The organism is Pontibacter populi (assembly GCF_040278685.1).
GTDB lineage: Bacteria > Bacteroidota > Bacteroidia > Cytophagales > Hymenobacteraceae > Pontibacter > Pontibacter populi.
Window position 1 is genome coordinate 64,367 of sequence record NZ_JBEOKT010000010.1, and the last position, 25,789, is coordinate 90,155.

Annotated in this window: 20 protein-coding genes; 5 read left to right on the forward strand and 15 right to left on the reverse strand. The window is 44.2% G+C overall.

Annotated features, from left to right (window positions below):
• Positions 1 to 90 precede the first annotated feature (90 nt).
• The 11 genes from groL to ABS362_RS12395 all read right to left on the reverse strand — a co-directional run bounded on the left by groL (position 91) and on the right by ABS362_RS12395 (position 12,190).
• Positions 91 to 1,731 (reverse strand): chaperonin GroEL, encoded by a 1,641-nt coding sequence (groL, locus tag ABS362_RS12345; RefSeq protein WP_350412787.1) that lies wholly within the window; start codon positions 1,729 to 1,731, stop codon positions 91 to 93.
• Positions 1,732 to 1,771: 40 nt separating this feature from the next.
• The gene (gene groES, locus ABS362_RS12350; RefSeq protein ID WP_199111582.1) at positions 1,772 to 2,062 is read right to left on the reverse strand and encodes a co-chaperone GroES; all 291 of its coding nucleotides are present in this window, start codon (positions 2,060 to 2,062) and stop codon (positions 1,772 to 1,774) included.
• Between the two features lie 263 nt (positions 2,063 to 2,325).
• The gene (secG, locus tag ABS362_RS12355; protein ID WP_350412788.1) at positions 2,326 to 2,721 is read right to left on the reverse strand and encodes a preprotein translocase subunit SecG; all 396 of its coding nucleotides are present in this window, start codon (positions 2,719 to 2,721) and stop codon (positions 2,326 to 2,328) included.
• Position 2,722: 1 nt separating this feature from the next.
• The gene (locus ABS362_RS12360; RefSeq protein ID WP_350412789.1) at positions 2,723 to 4,063 is read right to left on the reverse strand and encodes a tetratricopeptide repeat protein; all 1,341 of its coding nucleotides are present in this window, start codon (positions 4,061 to 4,063) and stop codon (positions 2,723 to 2,725) included.
• A gap of 29 nt (positions 4,064 to 4,092) precedes the next feature.
• Positions 4,093 to 4,623: an LptE family protein gene (locus ABS362_RS12365; RefSeq protein ID WP_350412790.1), complete on the reverse strand. Its 531-nt coding sequence runs from the start codon at positions 4,621 to 4,623 to the stop codon at positions 4,093 to 4,095.
• Entirely contained in the window at positions 4,607 to 5,875 is a 1,269-nt protein-coding gene (locus tag ABS362_RS12370) for a sigma-54 interaction domain-containing protein (RefSeq protein WP_350412791.1), read from the reverse strand. The genes ABS362_RS12365 and ABS362_RS12370 overlap by 17 nt, the downstream gene beginning before the upstream one ends.
• 80 nt (positions 5,876 to 5,955) lie before the next feature.
• Positions 5,956 to 7,395: a tRNA (N6-isopentenyl adenosine(37)-C2)-methylthiotransferase MiaB gene (gene miaB / locus ABS362_RS12375; RefSeq protein ID WP_350412792.1), complete on the reverse strand. Its 1,440-nt coding sequence runs from the start codon at positions 7,393 to 7,395 to the stop codon at positions 5,956 to 5,958.
• A gap of 136 nt (positions 7,396 to 7,531) precedes the next feature.
• Complete coding sequence (locus ABS362_RS12380; RefSeq protein WP_350412793.1) at positions 7,532 to 8,821, reverse strand: anthranilate synthase component I family protein; 1,290 nt, start codon at positions 8,819 to 8,821, stop codon at positions 7,532 to 7,534.
• Between the two features lie 9 nt (positions 8,822 to 8,830).
• The gene (locus tag ABS362_RS12385; RefSeq protein ID WP_350412794.1) at positions 8,831 to 10,309 is read right to left on the reverse strand and encodes a tetratricopeptide repeat protein; all 1,479 of its coding nucleotides are present in this window, start codon (positions 10,307 to 10,309) and stop codon (positions 8,831 to 8,833) included.
• A gap of 45 nt (positions 10,310 to 10,354) precedes the next feature.
• Positions 10,355 to 11,086, reverse strand: a complete 732-nt coding sequence (locus ABS362_RS12390) for a zinc ribbon domain-containing protein (RefSeq protein WP_350412795.1) — start codon at positions 11,084 to 11,086, stop codon at positions 10,355 to 10,357.
• Positions 11,087 to 11,089: 3 nt separating this feature from the next.
• Positions 11,090 to 12,190, reverse strand: a complete 1,101-nt coding sequence (locus tag ABS362_RS12395) for a Nif3-like dinuclear metal center hexameric protein (protein ID WP_350412796.1) — start codon at positions 12,188 to 12,190, stop codon at positions 11,090 to 11,092.
• Positions 12,191 to 12,268: 78 nt separating this feature from the next.
• Between ABS362_RS12395 and lpxK the strand changes: the two genes are divergently transcribed.
• The 3 genes from lpxK to ABS362_RS12410 all read left to right on the forward strand — a co-directional run bounded on the left by lpxK (position 12,269) and on the right by ABS362_RS12410 (position 16,121).
• Positions 12,269 to 13,315, forward strand: a complete 1,047-nt coding sequence (gene lpxK, locus ABS362_RS12400) for a tetraacyldisaccharide 4'-kinase (RefSeq protein ID WP_350412797.1) — start codon at positions 12,269 to 12,271, stop codon at positions 13,313 to 13,315.
• Between the two features lie 42 nt (positions 13,316 to 13,357).
• Positions 13,358 to 15,394: a putative porin gene (locus ABS362_RS12405; protein ID WP_350412798.1), complete on the forward strand. Its 2,037-nt coding sequence runs from the start codon at positions 13,358 to 13,360 to the stop codon at positions 15,392 to 15,394.
• 118 nt (positions 15,395 to 15,512) lie between these two features.
• On the forward strand, positions 15,513 to 16,121 hold the full coding sequence (locus tag ABS362_RS12410) for a MiaE family protein (RefSeq protein ID WP_350412799.1): 609 nt from the start codon (positions 15,513 to 15,515) through the stop codon (positions 16,119 to 16,121).
• Positions 16,122 to 16,302: 181 nt separating this feature from the next.
• Here ABS362_RS12410 and ABS362_RS12415 read toward each other — a convergent pair whose 3' ends face one another.
• Positions 16,303 to 17,568, reverse strand: a complete 1,266-nt coding sequence (locus ABS362_RS12415) for an asparagine synthetase B (protein WP_350412800.1) — start codon at positions 17,566 to 17,568, stop codon at positions 16,303 to 16,305.
• 128 nt (positions 17,569 to 17,696) lie between these two features.
• On the opposite strand from ABS362_RS12415, the gene ABS362_RS12420 reads away from it, so the two are divergent.
• Positions 17,697 to 18,941: an ABC transporter permease gene (locus ABS362_RS12420; RefSeq protein ID WP_350412801.1), complete on the forward strand. Its 1,245-nt coding sequence runs from the start codon at positions 17,697 to 17,699 to the stop codon at positions 18,939 to 18,941.
• 404 nt (positions 18,942 to 19,345) lie between these two features.
• On the opposite strand, the gene ABS362_RS12425 is transcribed toward ABS362_RS12420, so the two are convergent.
• From ABS362_RS12425 to ABS362_RS12435, 3 genes are all read right to left on the reverse strand, one after another.
• A complete protein-coding gene (locus ABS362_RS12425) occupies positions 19,346 to 19,981 on the reverse strand; it encodes an OmpH/Skp family outer membrane protein (protein ID WP_350412802.1) in 636 nt (211 codons plus the stop codon).
• 45 nt (positions 19,982 to 20,026) lie between these two features.
• The gene (mtaB, locus tag ABS362_RS12430) at positions 20,027 to 21,346 is read right to left on the reverse strand and encodes a tRNA (N(6)-L-threonylcarbamoyladenosine(37)-C(2))-methylthiotransferase MtaB (RefSeq protein ID WP_350412803.1); all 1,320 of its coding nucleotides are present in this window, start codon (positions 21,344 to 21,346) and stop codon (positions 20,027 to 20,029) included.
• 118 nt (positions 21,347 to 21,464) lie between these two features.
• Positions 21,465 to 23,303 (reverse strand): LTA synthase family protein, encoded by a 1,839-nt coding sequence (locus ABS362_RS12435; protein WP_350412804.1) that lies wholly within the window; start codon positions 23,301 to 23,303, stop codon positions 21,465 to 21,467.
• Positions 23,304 to 23,576: 273 nt separating this feature from the next.
• Between ABS362_RS12435 and ABS362_RS12440 the strand changes: the two genes are divergently transcribed.
• On the forward strand, positions 23,577 to 25,769 hold the full coding sequence (locus ABS362_RS12440) for a glutamine synthetase III family protein (protein ID WP_350412805.1): 2,193 nt from the start codon (positions 23,577 to 23,579) through the stop codon (positions 25,767 to 25,769).
• Positions 25,770 to 25,789 lie beyond the last annotated feature (20 nt).

Genomic DNA, 25,789 nt, shown 5'->3' on the forward strand with positions numbered 1-25,789 from the left:
GTAAATCCTGATTCAGACAGAAAACAAAAATCCCCTGCACCAAACGCTACAGGGGATTTTTTTATATACTATTTACTATGGGATGTCTGATTACATCATGCCGCCCATGCCGCCCATGCCACCTGGCATGCCACCGCCCATTGGAGCACCTTCTTCAGCAGGCTCTTCTGATACTACACACTCTGTAGTAAGAAGCAGGCCAGCAATAGAAGAAGCGTTCTCTAAAGCAAGACGTGTAACCTTAGTAGGGTCGATGATACCAGCTGCGAACATGTTCTCATATCTGTCATCACGGGCATTGTAACCGAAGTCAGCTTTGCCTTCGCGGATAGCCTGTACCACTACAGAACCTTCGCCACCAGCGTTGGCAACAATCGTTCTAAGCGGAGCTTCCAGTGCAGTTTTAATGATGCTTACACCAGTCTGCTCGTCAGCATTGTAAACGTCGATGTTGTTAAGGGCATCCAGCGCACGGATAAGTGCAACGCCACCACCAGCTACAATACCTTCTTCAACGGCAGCTCTTGTAGCGTGCAATGCATCGTCTACGCGGTCTTTCTTCTCTTTCATCTCCACTTCAGTAGAAGCACCGATATAAAGGATAGCAACACCACCAGAAAGCTTAGCAAGACGCTCCTGAAGTTTTTCTTTATCGTAATCAGATGTAGTTGATTCCATCTGAGATTTGATCTGGTTGATACGGGCTACGATATCATCTTTAGAACCACCACCATTAACTATAGTTGTGTTGTCTTTGTCGATGATCACTTTTTCAGCCTTACCAAGATACTCCAGCGTAGCGTTTTCTAACTTGTAGCCACGCTCTTCAGAAATTACTGTACCGCCAGTCAGGATAGCGATATCCTCCAGCATTGCTTTTCTTCTGTCGCCGAAGCCAGGAGCCTTAACAGCAGCAATTTTAAGCGAGCCACGCAGTTTGTTAACTACCAATGTAGCAAGTGCTTCGCCGTCTACATCTTCAGCTACTATAACCAGGCCTTTACCAGTCTGAACAACCTGCTCTAATACCGGCAGAAGCTCTTTCATAGTAGAAACTTTCTTGTCGTAGATCAGGATGAAAGGATTGTCGAAGTCAGCTTCCATTTTCTCTGCATTCGTCACAAAGTAAGGAGACAGGTAACCGCGGTCGAACTGCATACCTTCTACAGTCTTCACTTCAGTTTCAGTACCTTTTGCTTCCTCAACCGTGATAACGCCGTCTTTACCAACTTTATCCATCGCATCAGCGATCATTTTACCGATCTCAGCGTCGTTGTTGGCAGAGATTGTACCTACCTGGGCAATTTCAGATGAGTTCTCGATCTTTTTAGACTGCTGGCGCAGGTTCTCAACCACAGCATGCACTGCCTTGTCGATACCACGCTTTAAGTCCATTGGGTTTGCACCAGCAGCTACGTTCTTAATACCCGCAGTGTAAATAGCCTGAGCTAGTACAGTTGCAGTAGTAGTACCGTCACCCGCCTGGTCAGCAGTTTTAGAAGCAACTTCTTTTACTAATTGCGCACCCATGTTCTCGATAGGATCTTTCAGTTCGATCTCTTTCGCAACTGAAACACCATCTTTTGTGATAGTAGGGGCACCGAATTTTTTGTCAATGATTACGTTACGGCCTTTAGGACCCAATGTAACTTTTACAGCATTCGCCAGTTTGTCTACACCGGCTTTAATTTTGCCACGTGCGTCGGCATCAAATGTGATGTTCTTAGCCATATTTTATATGATCTGATTAAGTTTTTACTTATTGAATAGATTAAAGTACTGCCAGGATATCTGACTCTCGCATGATCAGGTAGTCACCGCCATCTATAGAGATCTCAGTACCGGCATACTTGCCATACAACACCTGGTCGCCTACTTTAACTTGTGGCTGCATTAATGTACCTTGCTCTGATACCTTGCCTTCGCCAACGGCTACTACCTCACCACGCTGTGGTTTTTCTTTAGCAGTGTCCGGAATGATGATACCAGACTTCGTTTTTTCTTCTGCTGCAGCAGGAGCTACAATTACTCTGTCTGCTAATGGTTTAATGCTGATTGACATAGTTTGTTAATGTTATTAGGTTTTATGGTTGAAATTAAACTTTGAAACCGAAGAGTACTTATCACTTCTTGTGCCAAGCTGCTTTTAACTATAGTTTAAGCCAATTTTGCAGACTAAGCAGCTGTCATGCCTGACAATTTTGTCATTTTGTGACAGACAACGGAACTTTTTTGGTGAACAGGACCGAAATGATGGCAGAAACTATAAATAAAAAAGCCAACCTTATGCAGGTTGGCTTACTGATATTCTGAGGGTATAGTTACCTAGTTTCCGTTGTTTGCTGTGTCAACCATTGCTGGTATATCAGCAGGAGATGGAATAGCAGCAGTTGTATCTGTTGTTGAGCCTGGCAATGTAGCAGGAGCAGCACCCGGAACCTGCGACTGACGTGCACGCTCTTCGTTAATGCTGGTACCAGCAGCACCTTCGTTAGCTGTGCTAACCATCATGTGAGTACCAAGTGTTAATACTACCAGGGCAATTGCGAAACCCCAGGTTAATTTTTCAAGAAGGTCACCAGTACGTTTTACACCCATTAGCTGGCTGGTGCTACCTCCGAACTGGCTGGAAAGCCCGCCTCCTTTAGGGTTTTGTGCTAGCACAACCAGAATTAGCAACACGCAAATGAAAACGATAATACTGATAAGGGCGATGTACATCTTAGTTTATGTTTTGTAATTTTTCTATCTGTTCAGCAAAGTAACTCTTTTTTTCCGGATTTTTCAAAATGAGTTGCTCATATATTTTGATAGCCTTTTTAACTTTGCCTTGTTTTAAGAAGATATTAGCAAGGTTTTCGGAGGCCATTCCTTTTTTGATCTTCGAACTTTTAAGAGAAAGGTCTTCCTGCGGCTCTTCTTTAAGCTTGATGTTAGCCATTGTTTTCAGCCTTGGGTTAAGCTTAAGGAACTGATCAATGATATCCAGTTGCTCGCTTAATATATTCGTTGCAGGCTGAATGGCTTTCTCAAGTTCGTGGGTCTTATTGTATTCCAGTATCAGTTCCGGATGGAAAGCATATGGCTTAGGGCGTGTATAGTCGTTTTTAAGCTGCAACTGTTCACCCATTCTGCTCGAGCCCATCCAATAGCCCAGGGCATCTTCCGCGTACATGCGGTCTATCTCATCAAAGTTATAGTTTACCTGAGCATCTTCTGGATTATGAGCCGTTTTAACTTCCGATACATCCGCGTTAATTACTAAAGCAGGGGCGACAGGGGAGGCATCAACTATAGTTTCCTGTGATGTTATAGCTTCTGGTTGTAGCTCAATTTCTTGGAGCGCTGCTTCCGTATCATGCAAAAGCTGCGAGTTGTCTGTTGCTAAACTTTCTTCTGTTATCTCAGGATCAGGTGTTTGAGTGAGCAGGGCAGTAAATGAAGTATTCAGGCTGCTTATAGTCAGCAGATCTGCCAGTTCGGCATCCGAAGTAGCTACTGGTTCTGTTACTAAACTTGCAACGGCATCGGCCTGGTTCTCTATCTGCTCTTCGTCAGTAACTGATTCAGTAGGGTTAAGCTCCGTTTCAGTAAATATAGTTTCTTCTTCTATAGTTTGTTCTTCTAAAAGACTTTCAGTGTCAACTATAGTTTCGGTTTCATTATTATCCTGGCTGATTTCAGGAGCCTCTTCAATTATGGTTTCTGATTCTATTATGGATTCATCAACTATAATTTCCGGCTGATCTATAGTTGCTGTTTCTTCAAACTTCTTAACTATAGTTTGCTCTTCTAATATTGCTGCTTCGTCAAATTCCGGTGCCTGAACAGGCGAAGTGTAGATGACACGCTTCAGTAACTGGCGGTCGGTGGCGTAAGAGGCTGCCCGGCGCAAACGCTGTGTAGAAAGCATGCTTCCCTTGTCGTAAGCAGATTTGGCCAGGAGCAGGTGGGCAGTCTGGCAGTAGGGGAAGGCATGTGCTACCTTTTCCAGTTCCGCAGTCTGCAGGTCTGTAATGCTCGAAGCTTTCTGTATCAGTTCAAGAAAAGCTGATTTATTCATTAGGTGATCTGTACTTAAAGGGCTAAAAGTTACCAGTTTGCAACTGTTTTGTTAAACACATCCGTTACCAGACGCTCTGTTAAAGCTTCTATTTCTGCAGGCGATAGTTGCGTAACGTCCCTGTCCTGTGCAAAGTCCTGTGATATAGAGAACAGTTGGTCGAAATTCTCATCGGGGTTCATGTTGTTTGTAAAGCGAACCTGTATGCCCAACGTAAGCCTGTTCAGGGATGCCTGGTCAAGCTCGCCTTCTCGTTGAATAGCAGCCGGCGTAACGGTAAAGCTCACAATCTGGCCTTCGAGTTGCAGGTCGCCTTCCTGTTGCAATATATTAAGGTTAGTATTGCGGCGATAGTAGTCTTTGAAATTGTTTGTTACCAGCTGCGTTAAATTGGCAGGTCCTTCACCCGTCGGGTTCTCAAAGTTCTGAATCGAGATGGTTTTGATGTCCGGGGAGATGGTAGTACCGGTAAAAGAATATACTCCACAGCCGCTAACTATAGTTAGTAGTAATAGCAGGGGCAACATATAAAGTTTTGTTAGTTTATTCTTCAATTTCATACTGTTTCAGTTTTCTGTACAGCGTTCTTTCTGATATGCCAAGGTCCTGTGCAGCGTATTTACGCTTGTTGTTATGCTTCTTCAGCGCCTTCACGATCAACTCTTTTTCCTTATCTTCTAAAGATAGACTTTCTTCGGCATTTTCGTGCTGGATGTCCTCTATTTTTTGATCGTCATACTCGTGTGGCTGTGCCTGTTTCATTGGCAGGTAGAAAGCATCAGATTGTTCCTGGGTTGGGTAAGTACGACCTTCAAACTGACCAATATTTTCAAACAAATGTTCGTGTTCTTTCAAAAGATCAGCTTCAACCGGCTGTTGCGTGAGCATTTCAAACACAAGCTTTTTCAGATCCGACACGTCGCGGCGCATCTCAAACAACACTTTATATAAGATGTCGCGTTCCGAGAAAGGCTGTTCTGCAGCTTTTTCAGCATTCAGTAAAGCAGGAACATGGCTGGCCTGATCGCGTGGCAGGTAACGTTTCATTGTCTCTGCATCAATCTCACGCTCATATTCCAGCACCGAGATCTGCTCCACTATATTTTTTAGCTGACGAATATTACCAGGAAACCTGAAGGCAAGTAAAAGTTTTATTGCTTCTGGCGTAAGCGTGATTGGTTTAACACGGTATTTTTCAGCAAAGTCGCTGGCAAACTTGCGGAACAGCAGGTACACATCGTCGCCTCGCTCGCGCAATGGCGGTACTGTAATCGGAACCGTATTTAATCTATAGTATAAGTCTTCCCTGAAACGGCCTTTCTCGACAGCATTAAGCAAATTCACGTTAGTAGCAGCTACTACGCGCACATCTGTTTTCTGTACTTTAGATGAGCCAACCTTAATGAACTCACCATTTTCCAGCACTCTCAGCAAACGGGCCTGGGTTCCGAGCGGCATTTCACCTATCTCATCCAGGAAAATTGTACCACCATCTGTAACTTCAAAATAGCCTTTGCGGGTATCGTGCGCTCCGGTAAAAGAGCCCTTTTCATGGCCGAAAAGCTCAGAATCTATAGTTCCTTCCGGAATGGCGCCGCAGTTAATAGCTATAAACTGACCATGTTTGCGCGGACTAAGGTGGTGGATGATCTTGGAGAAAGACTCTTTACCACTACCACTTTCACCTGTTATCAGCACTGTCATTTCGGTAGGAGCCACCTGCGCCGCTACCTGTATGGCATAGTTCAGCTGCGGCGAATTGCCAATAATCCCAAATCGCTGTTTTATACTTTGAATATCGATGTTGCGCATTTTTATAGTTTGAAGATTTGGAAATGTGGAGATTTGAAGATGTGCTGAAGTAGAATTTTCACATCTTCAAATTTCCAAATCTAATCAATGGCTTCCCCGAAAAGGGTGCCTACGCTGCAATCGTGTACCAGCACGTTCACATAGTCGCCTTTTTTATAGTGCTTCTTATCGAAGATCACTACTTTATTCTGGTCGTTGCGTCCGCTCAGCTGGTCTTCCGATTTCTTGGATGTACCTTCCACCAATACTTTATGCACCTTGCCAATATCACGTTTGTTGCGTGCCAGGGAGGTTTCACGCTGCTTGTTAATGATCTCGTCCAGACGACGTTTTTTCACTTCCAGCGGAATATCGTCCTCCAGTTTGCGAGCTGCCAGTGTACCTGGACGCTCTGAGTAGAAGAACATGTAAGAGTAGTCGTACTGCACGTAATCCATCAGGCTCAAAGTGTCCTGGTGTTCTTCTTCGGTTTCCGTACAGAAACCAGCGATCATGTCTGAAGAGATACCGCAGTCTTCGCCAAGTATAGCACGTATGGCATCAACACGGTTAATGTACCAATCGCGGTCGTAAGTGCGGTTCATCAACTCCAGCACGCGGGAGTTACCACTTTGTGCTGGCAGGTGTATGTATTTGCAGATGTTGTCGTACTTTTTCATGGTGTAAAGCACTTCATCTGTAATGTCTTTCGGGTGCGAAGTAGAGAAACGAATACGCAGATCAGGGGAAAGCAGCGCTACCATTTCAAGCAACTGTGCAAAGTTCACGTTCTCAGTGCCATCTTCCGAAGCCCACTTATACGAGTCCACATTCTGGCCAAGCAGCGTTACTTCTTTATATCCCTGATCAACCAGTGCCTGGGCTTCACGAACTATAGAATGAGCATCACGTGAACGCTCACGGCCACGGGTAAATGGTACCACACAGAAAGAGCACATGTTATCGCAACCTCGCATAATCGAGATAAACGCACTTACACCATTGCTATTCAGTCGGATAGGATTGATATCAGCGTACGTTTCTTCGCGGGAAAGTAAAACGTTAACTGCCTTTTGACCGCCATCTACTTCGTTTATCAGGTTTGGCAGGTCGCGGTAAGCATCCGGGCCAACTACCAGGTCAACAATTTTCTCTTCTTCCAGCAATGATTTTTTCAGGCGTTCGGCCATACAGCCCAAAACCCCAACCATCATTCCCGGTTTTTTTTTCTTGAAATGATTGATCTGACCTAAGCGGTTACGAACCGTTTGCTCAGCTTTCTCACGTATAGAGCAGGTGTTTAGGAAAACCAGGTCAGCCTGAGCAATATCAGCAGTGGTATCAAAGCCCTGTTCAAACATGATCGACGACACGATCTCACTATCCGAGAAATTCATGGCGCAACCATAGCTTTCGATGTATAGTTTGCGGGAACGGCCTGTATTTGTCTCTTTCGAAACCTGCGTATCGCAGGATGCAGCCGCATTGGCTTGTTCCGGCGTACGATTATCTATAAAATCAAGATCTAGGATTGGATTCATGCTAATAAACTCTTTGAGCTACAAATATACTACATTCCGTTTTAAAACCGTGACAGAATGGCAGAGAGAATGATTAATTAATAATGATTAAAGAATAGTGATTAGTTCAAGGAAACTTAATTATAAGTATATCAGATTAATTACTCATTAGAACATTCATCATCGCCTGAGCTTTCAATAAACATTCTTCGTATTCGCGTTCGGGGTCGGAATCGTAAGTAATGGCGCTACCAACCATAAAGTTCAGGTATTTTTGTGCAGCATTATATTGAATACTTCGGATGACCACATTAAAATCGCAGTCCTGGGTTGGGGTAATGTAACCAAAAGCTCCGGAGTAAAGTCCACGCTTTGTAGCTTCTAGATCATCAATGATCTTCATGGCGCTGATCTTGGGTGCACCGGTCATGCTGCCCATCGGGAAGGCACCTATTATAACGTCTGAAATGCTATTCCCAGGTTTTATAGTTCCTGTTATAGTTGAGATCATCTGCCACACCTGCCTGAAACCATAGGTTCCAAACATTTCTTCAACGTTTACAGACCCCACCTCGCAGGTCCGGCTCAGGTCGTTGCGTACCAGGTCCACGATCATCATATTTTCGGCCAGCTCTTTTTCGTCGTGGCGCAACTGGTAACGTAGTTTTTCGTCTTCTTCAGGTGTTATGCCACGTCTTATAGTTCCTTTAATAGGCTGTGAAACTATAGTTGTACCAGCTTTTTTCAGGAAACGCTCAGGTGATGCGCAAAGCAGGTAGTTGTCGTCAAATTTCAGGTAACCGGAAAATGGAGTAGGAGACGTTTCGGATAAAGCCAGGTATAAAAATAGCGGGTCTATAGTTGCTTCTTCGGCAAAGAACTCCATGCAGTAATTCAACTCATAAACATCGCCTTCCAGAATGTGCTGACGTACCTTTTCAACCTGGGCCACATAGTCGGTTCTGGTAACGCGTTGCTGTATAGTTATGCCTCTCGGTTTTGCTGGTTGTGCTGCCGGAGCAGCCAATATATATTCAAGTACGTTCTGAATATAAAAACCTGAGTATTCTATAGTTATGCTTGCTTCATTAAAGTATAAAGTAATTTCCGGAACAAAGAAAAATATAGTTGGAAAGCCCAAACCATCAGGGTTTTTACTCTCCAGTTTTTCGATGTTATTCTTCAGGTCATAGCCTAAGTAACCACACAGCATTTGTTGCTTTTGAAGTTCATCCCGAAGGCTATCAAAAGGGTTGGTAGGATCAAAAACTATAGTTGCCCCACCAGATACAGCGAGCATGTGCTTAAAACCTTGGTGCGGGTATGGTATGTTGTGATCGTAATAATAGGCAACCTGCGGAAAAGCATCTGCCCAGGAAAGCGCTTTCAGCCGGAATTCCTCAGGAGTAACAGGTAGTTCTTTATAGTTTATTTCTAGAGACGGCATTGGGTGAAACTATGGGAGAGTGGAGAGCGCTAATTTAGCTTTGGCCTGGATACTGTTCTTGTAAGCATGGTTGCTATAGTTTTGTGCCTGCAGGTAATACTTTCTGGCTAGATCGTTTTTCTGTTGTTGCTGATAAATATAACCCAGCTGAAGCGATGCATGAGCAGAGAAATACAAAGGCTCATCAGCAGAGGCAGTTATAGTTTTTTCGTAGTTTTTAATGGCTGGTATTATTTGCTGCTCACCATGATAAATGCGGGCCTTACGGTAATAATATTCAGCACGAACGGGCAAAGGCGTTTCTTTTGTAATTTCCAGTTTGTTCACTTCTTTTAGCGCCTTATCAAAATACCCGCCATCTGAATGTAGTCGGGCAAGCAACAAATAACGATTCGGCTCTTCGTTTCTGCTGACATAGTTATCAGCGTATTTATCTTCTTCAGTTATAGTTGCACCCACTTGCCTTACTTGCTGGAAATGCCACTTTGCCTGCGGTTTATGGTTGCTTAGCCAGTAAGCCAGGTATAGTTTAAAGTTAGCCGCCTTCAGGTAATGTTTGCCCTTATGCTGTGCCAGAAAATAACGGTTCTCTTTTACAGATGCGTCATAATCTCCCCGGAAAAGGTACAGGTCTGCCGCCATATGATGCATGTATGGAAACGAACTATAATTGCCACTTGTTGGTCGGGTTTGATAAAACTGCAGCGCTACATCTGCTTTTTTGGCTTTTTTATGCAGCAATACAGCCACAAAGTTAAATAGCAGGTTGTCAGATTGCGCTTTAGCTAAGGCTGATATCTGTGGTAATGTAGATCTGGCATTATCCTCATCAAGTAGCTGCAAAAGCAGGGCGTGTAGTAATTTTGCTTCATCCTGGAAAAGGTTTGGTTCCGTAGCAGCTTGGCGCAGATTCAAAAGTCCGGCTGCCGTATTTCCACCCAGACCAACAATATTTAGAAACCATTTGTACTCGTCGGGCACCGAACCTAGCAGCACCTGCATTACGCCCAGCGTTTTCCGGTTAGGGACAAATTCAGGGTACTTTCTGGAGTTCGATTGAAACTGCAGATACGCTTTCCGGAAATCCCAGGCGGCAGCTACGCGGTTGCCAAACAGCAATTCGCTCATGGCAAGTTGCGCTCTTATTTCCGCCTTCGCATAAGCCACCCAAACCGACTTCTCTTTTAGATCATCGAGTTTATCTAGCCGTACTTCCTGTGCCTCTATCAGCTTATCAAGTTCTGTCTGGTCCTGTTCCGTGCAGATATCCAGGAAATCGTTATAGTTGGCAAGCAACAGCGAGACTGCATTCTTTTCGTTTTGCCGAAGTTCTTTCTGAACTATAGTTCTGCTGTTGGCCAGCTTTAGTTTCAGGGTTTCGGAATATGCTTTGGTTAGCTGCGCGTTAAGATACGAATTGGCAAAAGAGGGCAGGTGCAGGCAAAGGAGAGCCAGCAGTAACAAAAAAAAAGGATGGGGTTGAGCCATCCTTTTTACTATACTATGTGTGCGATTAACGCGCAAAATTCTGAATTAGAATACACGCTGCTCAACACCAGCCAGAATACGGCCGCAGTGTTCGCAAACGATAACTTTTTTCTGAGCTGCAATGTCAGCCTGGCGTTGCGGAGGAACTGTGTTAAAACAACCGCCACATGCATCACGCTTAACCTGTACAACAGCAAGGCCGTTGCGCACATTCTTACGGATACGATTGTAAGCAGAAAGCAGGCGCTCCTCGATATTATGTGAAGCAGACTCTCTGTCTTTCTCTAAAGCTTTTTCTTCTTCTTCGCTCTCAGATACGATCTGATCAAGTTCGTGCCTTTTGTTGTCAAGGTCTTTACGACGCTCTTCCAGGCGGCCTTTTGTACCTTCAATCTCAGCAATTTTCTGCTCGATCTGGTAGTGGGCTTCTCTGATCTTCTTTTCTGCTACCTGAATCTCCAGCTTCTGCAGTTCTATCTCTTTCGTGATAGCATCATACTCGCGGTTGTTGCGAACGTTCTGCTGCTGGTCTTCATACTTACGGATAAGTGACTCTGCGTCTTTGATAGACTGTTTGCGCTGCGCGATAGAATCGTTTAGGGCTGCAACTTCGTCATCAAACTTGCGAACACGAACCTCGTAGCCTTCAATCTCATCCTCAAGGTCCTGAACCTCTTCGGGTAAATCACCCCTTACGCGTCTAATTTCATCAAGCTGCGAATCGATGCTCTGAAGCTTTAGTAATGCTTCCAATTTGCTGGCTACCGTACTTTCCATGTATTAATAGGTGTATCTGATAGGGTTTGTGTTTATTTCTGATAAATAGACTGCAAAATTAGGAAAGTTTTTTGATATAGTACCATAAAAAATCTCCTTTGTATATACTTCGCTTTCATAATGGCCAATATCGGCTATCATCAGCTTGCCTTCCGCATCAAAAAACTCATGATATTTTACGTCGCCAGTCACAAAAGCATCAGCACCTGAGCGTATTGCATCTTTGATCAGGAAACTTCCGGCACCACCACAAACAGCCACTTTTTTTACCTTTTTATTTCCTATAGTTGTGTAGCGCAGGCCCTGCAGGTTCATTTTCTGTTTCAGGTAAGCCAGGAATGCTTCTTCTGTCAGTTCGTTCTCAAGCTCACCGATCATACCAATGCCTACTTCCTGGTTCGGGTTTTCGAGCACCGTCAGGAAATGGGCAACTTCTTCGTATGGATGCGCTTTAAGCAGGGCATCCATAATTATATGCTGCTTAAAAGCTGGGAACACCATTTCGATGCGGTTTTCCTGTACCTGTTCCGGTTTACCTCTTTCGCCTATAGTTGGGTCGGCATTTTCAGAAGGGGTAAAGCGGCCCGTTCCCTGCACCTGGAAACTACAGTCACTGTATTCCCCGATCTGTCCGGCGCCGGCTTCATGCACGGCTTCCAAAACTTTTTCGGTATCAGCAACAGGCACGAAAAAAGCGAGCTGCATTAACGTGTGAGATTTTTTGGAGAGAACTTTTACGTTTTTGAGTCCAATCTTTTCAGCGATCTTAGCATTTACGCCATTATGCACGCTATCGAGGTTGGTGTGCGAGGCATAAATGGCAATATTATTCTGAATGGCTTTAATAATAGTTCGTTCTACATAACTTTTACCGGTCAGTGATTTTACACCTTTAAAAATAACCGGGTGATGGGCTACCACCATGTTACAGCCTTTTTCTATAGCTTCTTTAATAACGGCTTCCGTGCAGTCCAGGCTCAGCAAAACTCCGGTAACTTCATCATTCACATCACCGGTTTGCAGGCCGGCATTATCGTAACTTTCCTGGTAAGCGAGCGGAGCATATTGTTCCAGTACACGAACTATATCTTTTATCTGTGGCATCGTTTATAGTTTATAATTTAGACAGCCTTTGTCAGGTCGTTAAAATTAATTTTAAATTTGCTTTCGATACAAACATACATGGATAAACTGAAACTGTTGCTCTGGCCTTTTGCTGCATTGTACGGTGGCATTACGTCGCTCCGGAATACGGCCTATAATAAAGGCTGGTTTACTTCTCGTAAGTTTGATATGCCTGTTATTGCGGTTGGTAACTTAACAGTTGGCGGAACCGGCAAAACGCCTCATGTAGAATACCTGCTTCGGTTGTTACATAACTATAAAGTAGCTACCCTAAGCCGGGGGTATAAACGATCTACTAAAGGTTTCGTGTTGGCAGATGATAAAGCTACTGCCACAACTTTAGGTGACGAGCCTTTCCAGTATCACTCAGATTTTCCGGAGGTGCAGGTCGCGGTTAGCGAAAAAAGGGTAGAAGGCGTAGAGCAGCTTTTACAAGGTAGCCCTAAACCGGAAGTTATAGTGCTGGATGATGCCATGCAGCACTGCGCCATTCAGCCATCTTTAAACTTGCTCATTACAGACCATAACCGCCTGTTTTTTAAAGATCACATGCTGCCGGCCGGTTTATTGCGCGAACCAAAGCATGGAGCCCGACGGGCCGATGCCATTATAGTCAGCAAGTGCCCTACAACTATACAGCCTTCCGAAATGGATAGCATTCGTTCACGCATCCATAACTATAGCCGACCCGATACGCCTGTTTTTTTTACAGGGTTCCGGTACGGACAACTGGTATCTATGGGGGCAGAAAAGCAAGTTAGTAAACACATCGTTTTGCTAACGGGTATTGCCAATGCCGAGCCACTAAAGCAATATCTGAAAGAACACCAGTTTAAGCTCCTGCATCATGCCTCCTTTCCTGACCATTACAGCTATAGTTCAACAGATCTGGTGGGGTTAAAGAAAGAACTAAAAAAGCTTCCTAAAGATACGATCGTACTAACTACCCGTAAAGATGCAGTAAAACTGATGGATGCATCGTTACAGAACTATAGTTTACAATTACCACTTTTTTATATACCTATAGAAGTCTACTTTTTGCGAGGTGGTGATGCCTTCAACGAACTGGTACTGCAACATGTACAGAGCTACACCGGCAGGTAACTATTTCGCTGTTTGTTGTGATAAAAACACTAATTTTGAACTGTGAGAATTAAAAGCTTCCCAATAATCCTGTTTTTGCTGGCCATACTCAGCCTAACTGAAACCTTTGCCCAGATACGACCCCGTCAGCGACAGCCTGAGCGCACCAATACGGCCAGACCTGCACAGCAAAATCCGCAGAGAACCCAGCAGCAACAGCAACCAAACCGGCCGGATCAGGATACAACCCTGACCAGTAAGCCGGGTAGTATTCTGGATGATACAACCAGAGCGTTATATGGTCCTAAAACTACGCTTCGCCTGTATGAGATTGATGTGCTGGAAGGCCGTTACCGCGAGCAACGCATTGATACAACAATTCAGAACATTCATAACCAACGCTACTGGTTTCAGGATACTGCTTATTACCAACACCTGGGAAATATTGGGACAGCATCGCAGCCCTTACTATATAAACTACCTACCCGCATAGGAGCAAGGTTCGGCAAAAACGCATTCGACCGGTATGCTTATAATCCCGACAATATAAATTACTACGATACCCGTTCTCCTTATTCGCATTTGTATTATGTGCAGGGCCAGCGCGGCGAACAGGTGTTTGAAGTTACCTATGCACGTAACATTACGGAGCGGTTTAACTTTGGCGTGGCTTACCAGATAATTGCTGCTAATAAACAAATCGGGCCGACTAACCTGCGCGACGACGGTCTGGTAGATAACCAGGCCGTGAAGGCATTTACACATTACCGATCTAAGAGCGAGAAGTATGAACTATTCTCGAACTATACCCACCTTAACCACGAGCATATCGAAACAGGTGGCCTGAAACCTAGTGATACTGACGATACCCCGGACAGCCTTTTCACTTATGAGAATGAACTGGTATTTCTAAATGAAGCTGTTACAGACGAAGTACGCCACAATTATCATTTGTTGCACATGCTCAAGATTGTTGGCGAAAACCTGAAAGCGTATCATCGTTTCGATTGGCGTAAACAAAATACTACCTACCGCGACGATCGTTTACCAGAGCAAGGAGATAGTATCAGAGATTTTTATTCGCAGGAAATTTATAGTTCGGCCCGAACACTGGATAAGACCAACTATAGAGAGTTCGAAAATGAGTTCGGTTTTGCGGGTAACACAAGTATCTCTTACTACAAAGCCTACATTAAACAACGAAACAGCAAAGTAGACTATAGCGCTATCCAAACTATAACCCCGGATACAACTGTAGTAGGCGACATTATTTCGGATGATTTAACTCAGAACCAGGTTTTTGTTGGCGGTAAGTTGCAGTTTAATTACCAGGACAAATACCTGTTGTTCGGAGAGGGGGAGTACCAGCTTGTAGACAACTACAGATTGCAGGCAGGAGCTCGTTTTAAGGGCCTGGAGTTACTTCAGACCAGAGTAAGACAATCGCCTTCTCTGCTGGAGCAGTACCATATCAGTAATCATTCTATCTGGGACAACCGCGACTTTAAGACAACTATAACTGACCAGAGCAAGGCAAGTCTGCGTCACCAATTCGGTACCCGCTTATTTGTAAAACTCAGTGGCGCCTATACCAATATCAGCAGGCTTGTAGTATATAACACGGATGCAGAGCCGATGCAGATCAGCGAAAGCCAGCAACTACTGGAAGCACAGTTTGTAAACCACCTTCGCCTGGGCAGTATCCACTTCGAGAACTTTATAAACTATACCAACACCGACAACGCAACGGCTATCCGCATACCGGAATGGCTGGTTAATTCTAAACTATACTTTCAGGGGCACATCTTCAAAAATGCTCTTTTTACCCAGATCGGGGTTGAAATGTATTTGCCGACTGGTTACAGAGCAGATGCCTATATGCCGGTAACGCAGCAGTTTTATTTGCAGAACGACTTCACAACCAAAACGTACCCGGTATTCGACGTTTTCCTGACAGCTGACATTAAAACGGTAAATGTTTTTGTAAAACTGGCCCACGCCAACTATAATCTATGGGAGCCTGGCTATTACGAAACTCCGGGGTATCCTGGTCTTCGCCGCAGCTTTACTTTTGGTCTTAAATGGATGTTCTTTGATTAAAAATTCTAATTGTTAAATGGATAAATTGCTTAATTGTTGAAAAAGTAAACTGAAACTAATTAAGTGAGCCATCTGATTAAACAATTAAACCTTCCAACAATTAAGCAATTAAGTTTAAATGTCTGAACTACAGCCTACCAAAACCATACTTCGCCTGCATTTGCCAACAGACCCGCGATGGGTCAATGTTGCCGAAAAGAACATTGAGGATATACTGGTTGATCATGCTTACTGCGAACAAAAAGCAGCTACTTCGGCTATCTCGCTTATAGTAAAGTACCCTGATAAAACGCGCCTGGTAGAAGAGATGACCGACCTGGTTGCTGAAGAATGGAGCCATTTTGAGCGTGTGCTGGAACAGCTTAAAAAACGAGGCTATGGTTTAGGCAGAAACCGGCCAGATGAATACGTGGTAGAACTGGCAAAGCATATCAGAAAAGGCAATAAACGCGAGCGGCAGTTGATGGACCATTTGCTCGTAAATGCGCTGATAGAAGCCCGCAGTTGTGAGCGCTTTAAACTGCTCTGGAAAAATATTGCTGACGAAGAACTTCAGAAATTCTACTATGAACTGATGGTGTCAGAGGCTGGGCATTATGTAAGCTTTGTAAAGCTGGCCAAAGAATACATGCCCGCCGAAGAAGTGGACGCAAGACTAAACGAACTCCTCGAGATCGAAGCCAACATCATTAAAAACCTTGAGCCCCGCCCGGACAGAATGCACTAATTCAGAAAACAGTTAACAATTATCATTTAGCAGTAAACTATAGCAAAAAGGCCACTGAAGTTCTCAATGGCCTTTTTGCTTTTTTTGGACTTACTCCATTATATCCATTAACAATTCTAACTCTCATCATTACATGTTAGTTGACAAATGATTACTGCTAATTGTTTACTGTTAACTGAAATCAAGTTTTCTGCTTCTTTTTCTTAGCTGCCGGGAAGAGAATGTTGTTCAGTATTAGCCTATAGCCCGCTGAATTGGGGTGCAGTGCAAGGTCTGTGGGGTCTTCGCCTACTAAATGCTGGTAATCTTCCGGGTCGTGGCCTCCATAAAATGTCCAGGTGCCTTTAGCGTAAGTGCCATGCATGTATCGTATCTCACCAAGCTCTTTATTTTCGCCCATAATTACTACTTCCGGTTTAACCAGGCTTTTTCTGAAGGCTGTGGTCTGGCCCATAAAGCCTTTTATAGTTTTGGCGTGGTTCTGCGTCAGCATGGTCGGGATCGGGTCCCATTTAGCTGAGAAGGTAAACAGCTGAAAAAAATCGTTCTCTTCTGATACAGGACGCTCCTGTGGCTGCACATCAATGTTTGAATACTCGTACTCCAGCGGGTTGCGTACCAGTTTGAAATCACGGAAGGCAAAGGTCTTACTGAAATCGAGCTTTTGCTGCGCATTCGGGTCAGAGCCGTCACCATCATACATCGACTCAATAAAATCAAGTCCTTCGGCTGCTAAGGCAATGTCATAGGTATCGGTAGCAGAACACATGGCAAACAGGAAACCACCACCGGCACAGAACTCCTTGATCTTGTTTACCACAGCTAGTTTCATCTGCGAGACTTTTTTAAAACCGTGCTTCGTAGCAGATTCTTCTGCATCGCGCTGCTGTTCCTGGTACCAGGGGTAATGGCGGAAACTGGCATAGAACTTACCATACTGGCCTGTAAAATCTTCGTGGTGCAGGTGAATCCAGTCGTATTTAGGGAGATCGCCTCCTAAAATTTCATCGTCATACACTATATCGTAAGGTATTTCGGCATACGTAAGCACCAGCGTTACGGCATCGTCCCAGGGCATTTTAGATTTTGGAGAGTACACCGCAATTTTAGGCACTTTCTCCAGTTTCATAATGTCCATATTGGCCTCCGGATCGGAGATCTGGTTTAGAATGGAATTGTATTGCGCATCAGAGATAACCTGGTAGGAGATACCTCTGACTATAAGCTCGTTCTCGATTTGGGGAGCGTGAGTAAAAGCAAAACTGCCGCCTTTAAAGTTCAGCAGCCAGTCTACAGATATATTTTTGGAAAGTACCCAATACGCCGCTCCATACGACTTGAGGTGATCTTTCTGAGACTCATCCATCGGTATCAGTACCGTGCTGGCAAAAGCTGTTACCTGCAACAAAAAAGCACAGAAAATAAGCGCGATAGTCCTTAAAATCATCGGGTTTGCAGTTAAAATCTTACTAAAAGTATAAATTTCAAATCTTAATTAAAGAAAAGAAGCTAACTTAGTTGCCAGCCTTTTGTTATTATAAACGATAAAAGCTCCAAAAGCGCACAAAGTAAACTATGAACTTCATCGAAAATATACGGGAAGGCCTTCGTGCTATCCGGAGTAACCTGCTCAGAACCGTACTTACCGGGCTCATTATCTCGATAGGAATCATGTCGCTGGTTGGTATACTTACGGCTGTAGACGGTATTAAGCACTCCCTTGACCAGACCTTTTCGAGCCTTGGCGCTAATGCTTTTGACATTGAACGCAAAGGAAACAATAACCGTGGTAACCGACAGGGCCGGGCCGAGAAAGTATACCCTGAAATTACGTACGAGCAGGCTACACAGTATAAAGATCTTTTAAGCGATAAAGCTAACGTGAGTTTATCGGCTTACATATCAGGGGCAACGGTTGTTAAAAGTGCGACTGATAAAACAAACCCCAACATTAATATCATTGCCGGCGATGAGCATTACCTGCTGGGCAAAAGCCTGGAACTGGAACAGGGCAGAAGCTTCTCAAACTATGAGCTTGAGTTTGGTGCTAATGTGGCCATTATCGGTAGTGAAATCAAAAAGAATCTTTTCCCGAAAACAAACCCGATCGGCGAGTATATTTCTTTTTTGGGTCGCAGGTTTAAAATTGTGGGCATGCTGGAAACGAAAGGAAGCAGCATGGGCGGCAATGCGGGCGATCGATCCATTATTATTCCGCTGGAAACAGGCAGACAGATACCACGTACCGGAAATTCACAACTGAGCTTTGAGATCAAAACCATCATATCAAAACCGGAAGAACTGGACTATGTTATGGGCGAAGCTACCGGTATTATGCGAAATGTGCGCCAGGACCCTTTGGGGCAGGCGGAGTCATTTGAAATACAGCGCAGCGACTCCTTACTGGAAAGTTTAAATGAGATATCCGGATATCTGAAGATCGGTGGCTTTGTGATCGGGTTTATTACGCTGCTAGGTGCATCTGTAGGTTTGATGAACATTATGATGGTGTCCGTAAACGAGCGTACCCGCGAGATAGGAGTAAGAAAGGCATTAGGAGCTACAGCTTTCCAGATCCGTCAGCAGTTCCTGATCGAAGCTATCGTTATTTGTTTGCTTGGTGGTTTTGTAGGGGTGATGTTGGGTATACTGATGGGGAATGGCATTGCATCACTTATAGGCGATGGCGGCTTTATAGTTCCGTGGCTCTGGGTTATAGTTGGCCTTACTATTTGTGTGGTTGTTGGCGTGATATCCGGTTCTTACCCAGCCTACAAAGCCTCAAAACTAGACCCAATAGAAGCACTTCGTTACGAGTAAACTATAGTTGAAACTATAAAAAGAACGGCCATTACATAACTGTAATGGCCGTTCTTATTTACATGAGTTCTATAGTTGGCTGTTAAATTGAATAGTTATGTCGTAACTATAGTTACCCATACTTTTTATGTATTGTCTATTGCTCGCAGGCAAAATGGAGAAATTGGTGTTCAGGACATCTGTTTCCGAAACTTTGCCTGCTGTCGACATCCTTGTCTGCATAAAAGGAAGGCTAACCCACGGGGACTAGGAAGTCCCTTGCAGAGCTCTTTCGGACTTGGAAGTCCGAAAGAGTTTTTCTCTCTATATTTCAAATTTACTAAGTCCCAAACTCCAACTCACTTAGTTGTTGTAAATAAAAAAGGCGGGAGTTACCCGCCTTTCCATTTATAGTTTGCTGAAGCTTACTTCTTCTTAGCTTCGGTTTTAGCTTCTTCTTTAGGAGCGTCTTTTTCTTTCGCGTAAGCTTCGTTCAGGCCTTTTAATACTTCCTGCGTTATATCCAGAGACTCGTCGCTGTAAAGGATAGCGCTGTTACCTCGCGAGTAAGAAAGCACCATTTTGTAGCCTTTCTCTTTGCTATAGTCTTTCAGGAACGTCTCTACTTTATCGTAGATCTTCTTCTGCTCCTCTGATTCTTCGCTCATCAGGCGGTTACTCTCAGACTGATTCAGGTTAGCTAGTTCCTGCTGACGACGGGCTAAACGCTGCTCAGTTACGGCACGCTGTTCGTTGGTCATGCTGGCTGCACGCTGCTGGTACTGGCCAACTTCCTTTTCAAAAGCTGTAGCTTTGCCTTTCAGATCTGATTCAGCTTTCTGTGCTTTGCCTTGCAGGCGGGTGCGCACATCTTTAAACAGGTCATAGTTTGCTAATAAGGTATCAGCATTCACATAAACCACATCTCCTATAGCTTCTGTTGCAGTACTATCAGATGTGGTGGTTGTAGTAGAGCCTTCTGTTTTTGCTGACTCCTGCTTACAGGCAGCCAGGGAAAGTGAGGCCAAGGTTACGCCAAGGGCAAGCTTTGTTAATTTCACAGGTTGGTTTATTAAGTTAAAAAGGTTGTTAGTCGGTAAATATAGTTAATGTTTTAAAACTTCAGTATAAGTTTCTTCAGCTTCCATTAACCCGGTTGCATTTATACCAGTCAGGCGAACATGCTTCATTTCGTTTACAAGAATCGGGTCGTACTTGGCGGCAACCCGTACATAATTCTCTGTCCAGCCTTCCATAACGCCATCTTTCACGTCATCTTCAAACAGCACCGTAAACTCGCGGCCTATGTTTTGCTCGTAAAAATAACGCTTCTTTTTTTCAGACAGGATGCGCAGCATATCCGCACGGCGGTTGCGCTCTTTAATAGTTACTTTGCCCGGCATATCAGGTGCAAGGGTATTTTCGCGTTCTGAGTATGGGAACACGTGGAGGTAACTTACATCAAGGCCATTTATAAAATTATAGGTCTCAATAAAGTCTTCTTCCGTTTCGCCCGGGAAACCAACTATAACATCTACGCCAATACAGCAATGCGGCATCAGTGCTTTTATTTTAGCAACACGGTCAGCGTATAGTTCGCGTTGGTAACGGCGACGCATTAGTTTAAGTATCTTGTTTGAACCCGACTGTAGCGGAATATGGAAATGTGGCATGAAGCGATTGCTCTGCGCTACATATTCTATGATCTCGTCTTTCAGCAAGTTTGGCTCGATAGATGAAATCCGGAAGCGCTCAATGTTCTCCACTTTGTCTAATTCTTTCACCAGATCAAAGAAAGTTTCAACTCGCTCACCATCCTGCAAACCAAAGTCGCCGGTATTCACACCTGTTAATACGATCTCTTTTACTCCAGATTCAGCGATCTCATTAGCAGAGCGAACAACATTCTCTATAGTATCGGAGCGGCTGTTGCCTCGAGCCAAGGGTATAGTACAGAACGAGCAAGAATAATCGCAGCCATCCTGTACTTTCAGGAACGTGCGGGTGCGGTCGCCGAAAGAGTAAGAGTTATGGAATGTGTTGGCTTCCGAAATAGGGCTGGCATAAATTTCTGCCTTATCCTTTTTAGTAAAACCCTCCAGTATATCTACCAGCTGAAACTTCTCAGCTGCGCCCAAAACGGCATCTACACCCGGAATTTCAGAAATCTCTTTTGGCTTAAGCTGGGCGTAGCACCCAAGTATAGTTATGAAAGCGTTTGGCGAGTGCTTCTGCGCTTCCTTCACAATTTTCCTGCACTTTTTGTCCGCGTTATCGGTAACAGAGCAGGTATTTATCACATAAATATCAGGCGTATCCGTAAACTCTACCTTCTCAAAACCACGCTCCTGGAAAATTCGCCCTATTGTGCTGGTCTCGGAATAGTTGAGTTTACAACCTAATGTATAAAAAGCTACCTTTTTCATAATCAACCGCAAAGGTACAAAAATTAAGGCTAAATGGTTAAATGGCTACATTGTTAAATTCCTGATCGTTAAATTCTGAAAAAAGTAATTTAGCCATCTAAAAATGTAACAATTACTTTTACTTCTTCACAAAATCGTCGAAGGAATATTGCAGGTAAGCTTTCCCCATCTCCAGTTGCTCTGCTGTTACAGCTTTATCCTGCGTTATCACTTTTTTAGAAGTATTGTCAAAAGTTACTTCTCCTTTAGGCGTGAGGTAGCCAAATCCATCCTGGAAAACATAAAAGGCAAAAGGGCTGGATGTTGGCGCCAGCAAATTTCGGCTCCAGGTATATTCGTTATGAGTCAAATCTAATTGAGTAAGTATAGTTGCGGCAATGTCTGTCTGTGTACCCAATGCATCTATAGTTAGGCCTTGCTTTGTAACTGCTCCACCGGTTAGTATAAAGGGTATATGAAATCTGCTAGGCACATGGTTCGGGTCTTTGTTGGGGTAAGGATGCCCATGGTCTGCTACTAACACAACCAACGTATTCTCCCACCAGGGCTCTTTTTTTGCTGCAGCTATAAAGTTGCCCAATGCCCAGTCGGTATAGTACACACTGTTTCGGTATTTGCTTACATCATCTGTAACCGGAAACTTAGGCTCTGTAGGGATCTCGAACGGTTCGTGGCTGCTTAGGGTGTAAACCGTACTAAAAAACGGTTCCTTTTCAGATTTCAGGTCTTTTAAAACACGCTCAAACAACACATGATCGTGGGCTCCCCATTTACTATTGTAGCTTTCTGCCGGAAACGCATATTTGTCGATCAGTTTGTCATACCCGCCATTCACGAAGTACGATTTAAGATTGGCAAACTCGAGTTCACCTCCATAAAAGAAACTGGTCTTATAACCATGCTGCTCAAAAGTCAGGCTCAACTGTGGGAGCTTTTCAGACTTTTTAGGGATCTTAACGATAGAGGTGGCAGGCTGAACAGGATAACCGCTCAAAATAGAAACCATTCCTTTCTGACTTCGGTCGCCGCTGGCGTAAAAATTTGTAAATGTAACTCCCTCGCGTGCTAACCTATCCAGGTTTGGCGTGATGCCTTTTTCTCCACCCAAATGCTCTACCATTTTAGCACTGTAACTCTCTAATATAATAAAGAGCACATTTGGCTTACCCGGCTTCACGAGTTGCTGCGAAGAGTCAGAAACTGCGGCGTATAGTTGCTTTACTTTATGTTCTACTGAGTCGGCTGGTAAGCACTGGTAAGGATTTGCGCTGTGTTCTCCATATTTCAGCATCGAGTGCATCATGTTCCAGGGCATATTCAGGCTGGCATGATTTGTAAATGGCCTGTCAGAAAAGTAAGCGATACTTTGGTTGATCGGGATCTGCTGCACACCTCCGCGCATTGGCAGCACTAACAAGGCAATAAAAAAAAACGACAAACCAGCTGTGATCCATGAAAAACGTTCTGATCTATAGTTCCGGAGATCGAAGTATAGTTTGTATAGCAACACAAAAATGCCGGTGAGGGCTAAAGCCACAAAACTTAACAAAAAGATAGGAGCAGAGCCTGCCGAAGCAGCCATTTCTGTTGGCGTATTGATGTATTGCAAAGGCGTGGCATCCATCCGGAAACCCCAGTGCGTGTAAAGTTCAAGGTCGGCAGCCAGTAAGACCGATACAATGCCTAACACCACAAAGGTATACCACCTGATAATACCTGCAGCCGGAAAGCGTTTCCAGAGTACACCAACGAAAGCAACTAAAAACGGAATAGCGCTAAGGTAAGAAGCAAACGAGAAATCGAGTTTGGAGCCATACCAAAATGTACCTGCCAGTTCATTTATAGTTAGCTCAGATGAGTTATCGGCATGATATAGCAGAAAAGCCGCCCTGGAAACTACAAAAAAGAGAACCCAGAACAGGAAGTATAGTGGTTGAAAGAATAAGGGTTTTTTCACGGGTGCAAAGATAATCACTTACCAACCTGATTTAACATCTCAACTATAAAGTTAATTCCAAGGCTGGTTAAACTATATGGCTTGTTAAATTAATGGGGGTTATTTAAAAAATTATTGCTTCGGTTACTTTGCCCCCTATTAAAAACAGGGGGCTTGGTTTGTAAAAGTATAAAAAACATTAAAACGCCCCTTGAAAATATATACCCCTATAGTTGACTTTTTTAATTTCCTCTTAACTTTGCATCATCAAATAAACATATCAACCCAAAAACCATGGCAACTCTTCGTTTTAAAGCGCTTGATCTTGTAAGTCGGCGTGAACCTTGTAAAGTAACACTGCCTGCTCAGGTTGCTTCAGAATACTTCGGCGAAAATGTGTTCAGCATGCAGGCAATGCGCGCCACGCTATCATCGGAATATTTTAAGAAACTAAAGCGAACTATAGATGCAGGCGAAAAAGTGGACCGCAACCTGGCCGATGCTGTTGCAGCTGCCATGAGAACCTGGGCCATGAGCAAAGGCGCCACGCACTATACGCACTGGTTTCAGCCACTAACCGGCGCCACCGCCGAAAAACACGATTCTTTTTTCGACCTGACATCAGAGGGTGAAGCCATTGAAAGCTTTAGAGGAAGCGCCTTGGTACAGCAGGAGCCGGATGCATCATCTTTCCCAAGCGGTGGCATCCGTAATACATTCGAAGCCCGTGGTTATAGCGCCTGGGACCCGTCGTCACCAGCTTTCCTGATCGAAAATGCCGGAGCAAAAACGCTTTGCATTCCAACGATCTTTGTTTCTTACACAGGCGAAGCACTGGACTATAAAACACCTTTGTTAAAATCGTTGAACCTGCTGGGCGATGCTGCTTTGCCGGTTTGCCAGTATTTTGATAAAGATGTCAGTAAAGTAAACACTACATTAGGTATTGAGCAGGAGTATTTCCTTGTTGACCGAGCGCTTTGGGAAGCCCGCCCTGATATGGTACTTACTGGACGTACTTTATTCGGACATGCTCCGGCAAAAGGGCAGCAGCTTGAAGACCATTATTTTGGATCAATCCCGAGCCGCGTGCACGCTTTTATGGTTGACTTTGAGAAGTCGGCTTTACGTTTGGGTATTCCGGTAAGGACCCGCCACAACGAGGTAGCCCCGAACCAGTTTGAGTGTGCGCCTACATATGAAGATGCTAACCTTGCTGTAGACCATAACCAACTGTTGATGGATATTATGGAGCGAGTGGCTGAGCGTCATCACTTTAAAGTATTGCTTCACGAGAAACCATATAAAGGCGTTAATGGTAGCGGAAAGCATAATAACTGGGCACTAAGCACAAACACTGGTATAAACCTGCTGAGCCCGGGCAAAAAACCGAAAGAAAACCTGCAGTTCCTGACGTTCTTCATCAACACGATGATGGCCGTTTACAAACACGCTGACCTGCTTCGTGCCAGTATTGCTTCTGCCAGCAACGACCACCGTTTAGGAGCCAACGAAGCGCCGCCGGCTATTATGTCGGTATTTGTAGGCCAGCAACTTACAGCAGTGTTGGATGAACTGGAGCGTACATCTAAAGTGCCAATGGAGAAAGGTGATAACATGTACCTGAAACTGGGCATCGACCGCATTCCGGAAGTGCTGCGCGACAACACTGACCGTAACCGTACGTCACCATTTGCCTTTACTGGTAATAAGTTTGAGTTCCGTGCCGTAGGTTCATCTGCTAATAGTTCCTCTTCTATGACGGTTCTGAACACTATAGTTGCTGACCAACTGATCGAGTTCCGCAAAGTAGTGGATGAACTGATCGATGTGAAAGGCATGAAGAAGGAGCTGGCTATTATACAGGTTTTACGTGAATATGTGGTAGCGTCAAAAGCGATCCGTTTCGAAGGAAATGGTTATTCTAAAGAGTGGGAAGAAGAAGCAGAGCGCCGTGGTTTATCAAATGTAAAGTCTACACCGTTGGCATTGGATGTGTACCACAGAACTGAAGTAAAAGACCTGTTCTCGAAACATGGTATATTTACAGAAGTAGAATTGGGAGCCCGCCATGAGATATTGCTGGAAGATTATATCAAAAAGATACAGATCGAATCGCGTATTATGGGCGACCTGGCTGTGAACCATGTTATTCCTACGGCAGTAGCTTACCAGAACAAGCTGATCCAGAATATCCGCGGCCTGAAAGAACTGGGCCTGGAAGATGAATACACGCAGACTACCCTGGAAGCTATCAAGAAAATGTCGCGCCATATTACAACTATACAGCGCAGCGTTGACGAAATGATAGAAGCCCGTAAAGTTGCCAATAAAGTGGAAGATGCCCGTGAGCGTGCCATTATGTACCGCGAGCAGGTGTTCAGCTACTTCGACACGATCCGTTACAGTGTAGATAAGCTGGAACTGATGGTTGATGATGAAGATTGGCCTTTAGTAAAGTATCGCGAACTTATGTTCCGTCATTAATAGTACTGAATTATCTCAAA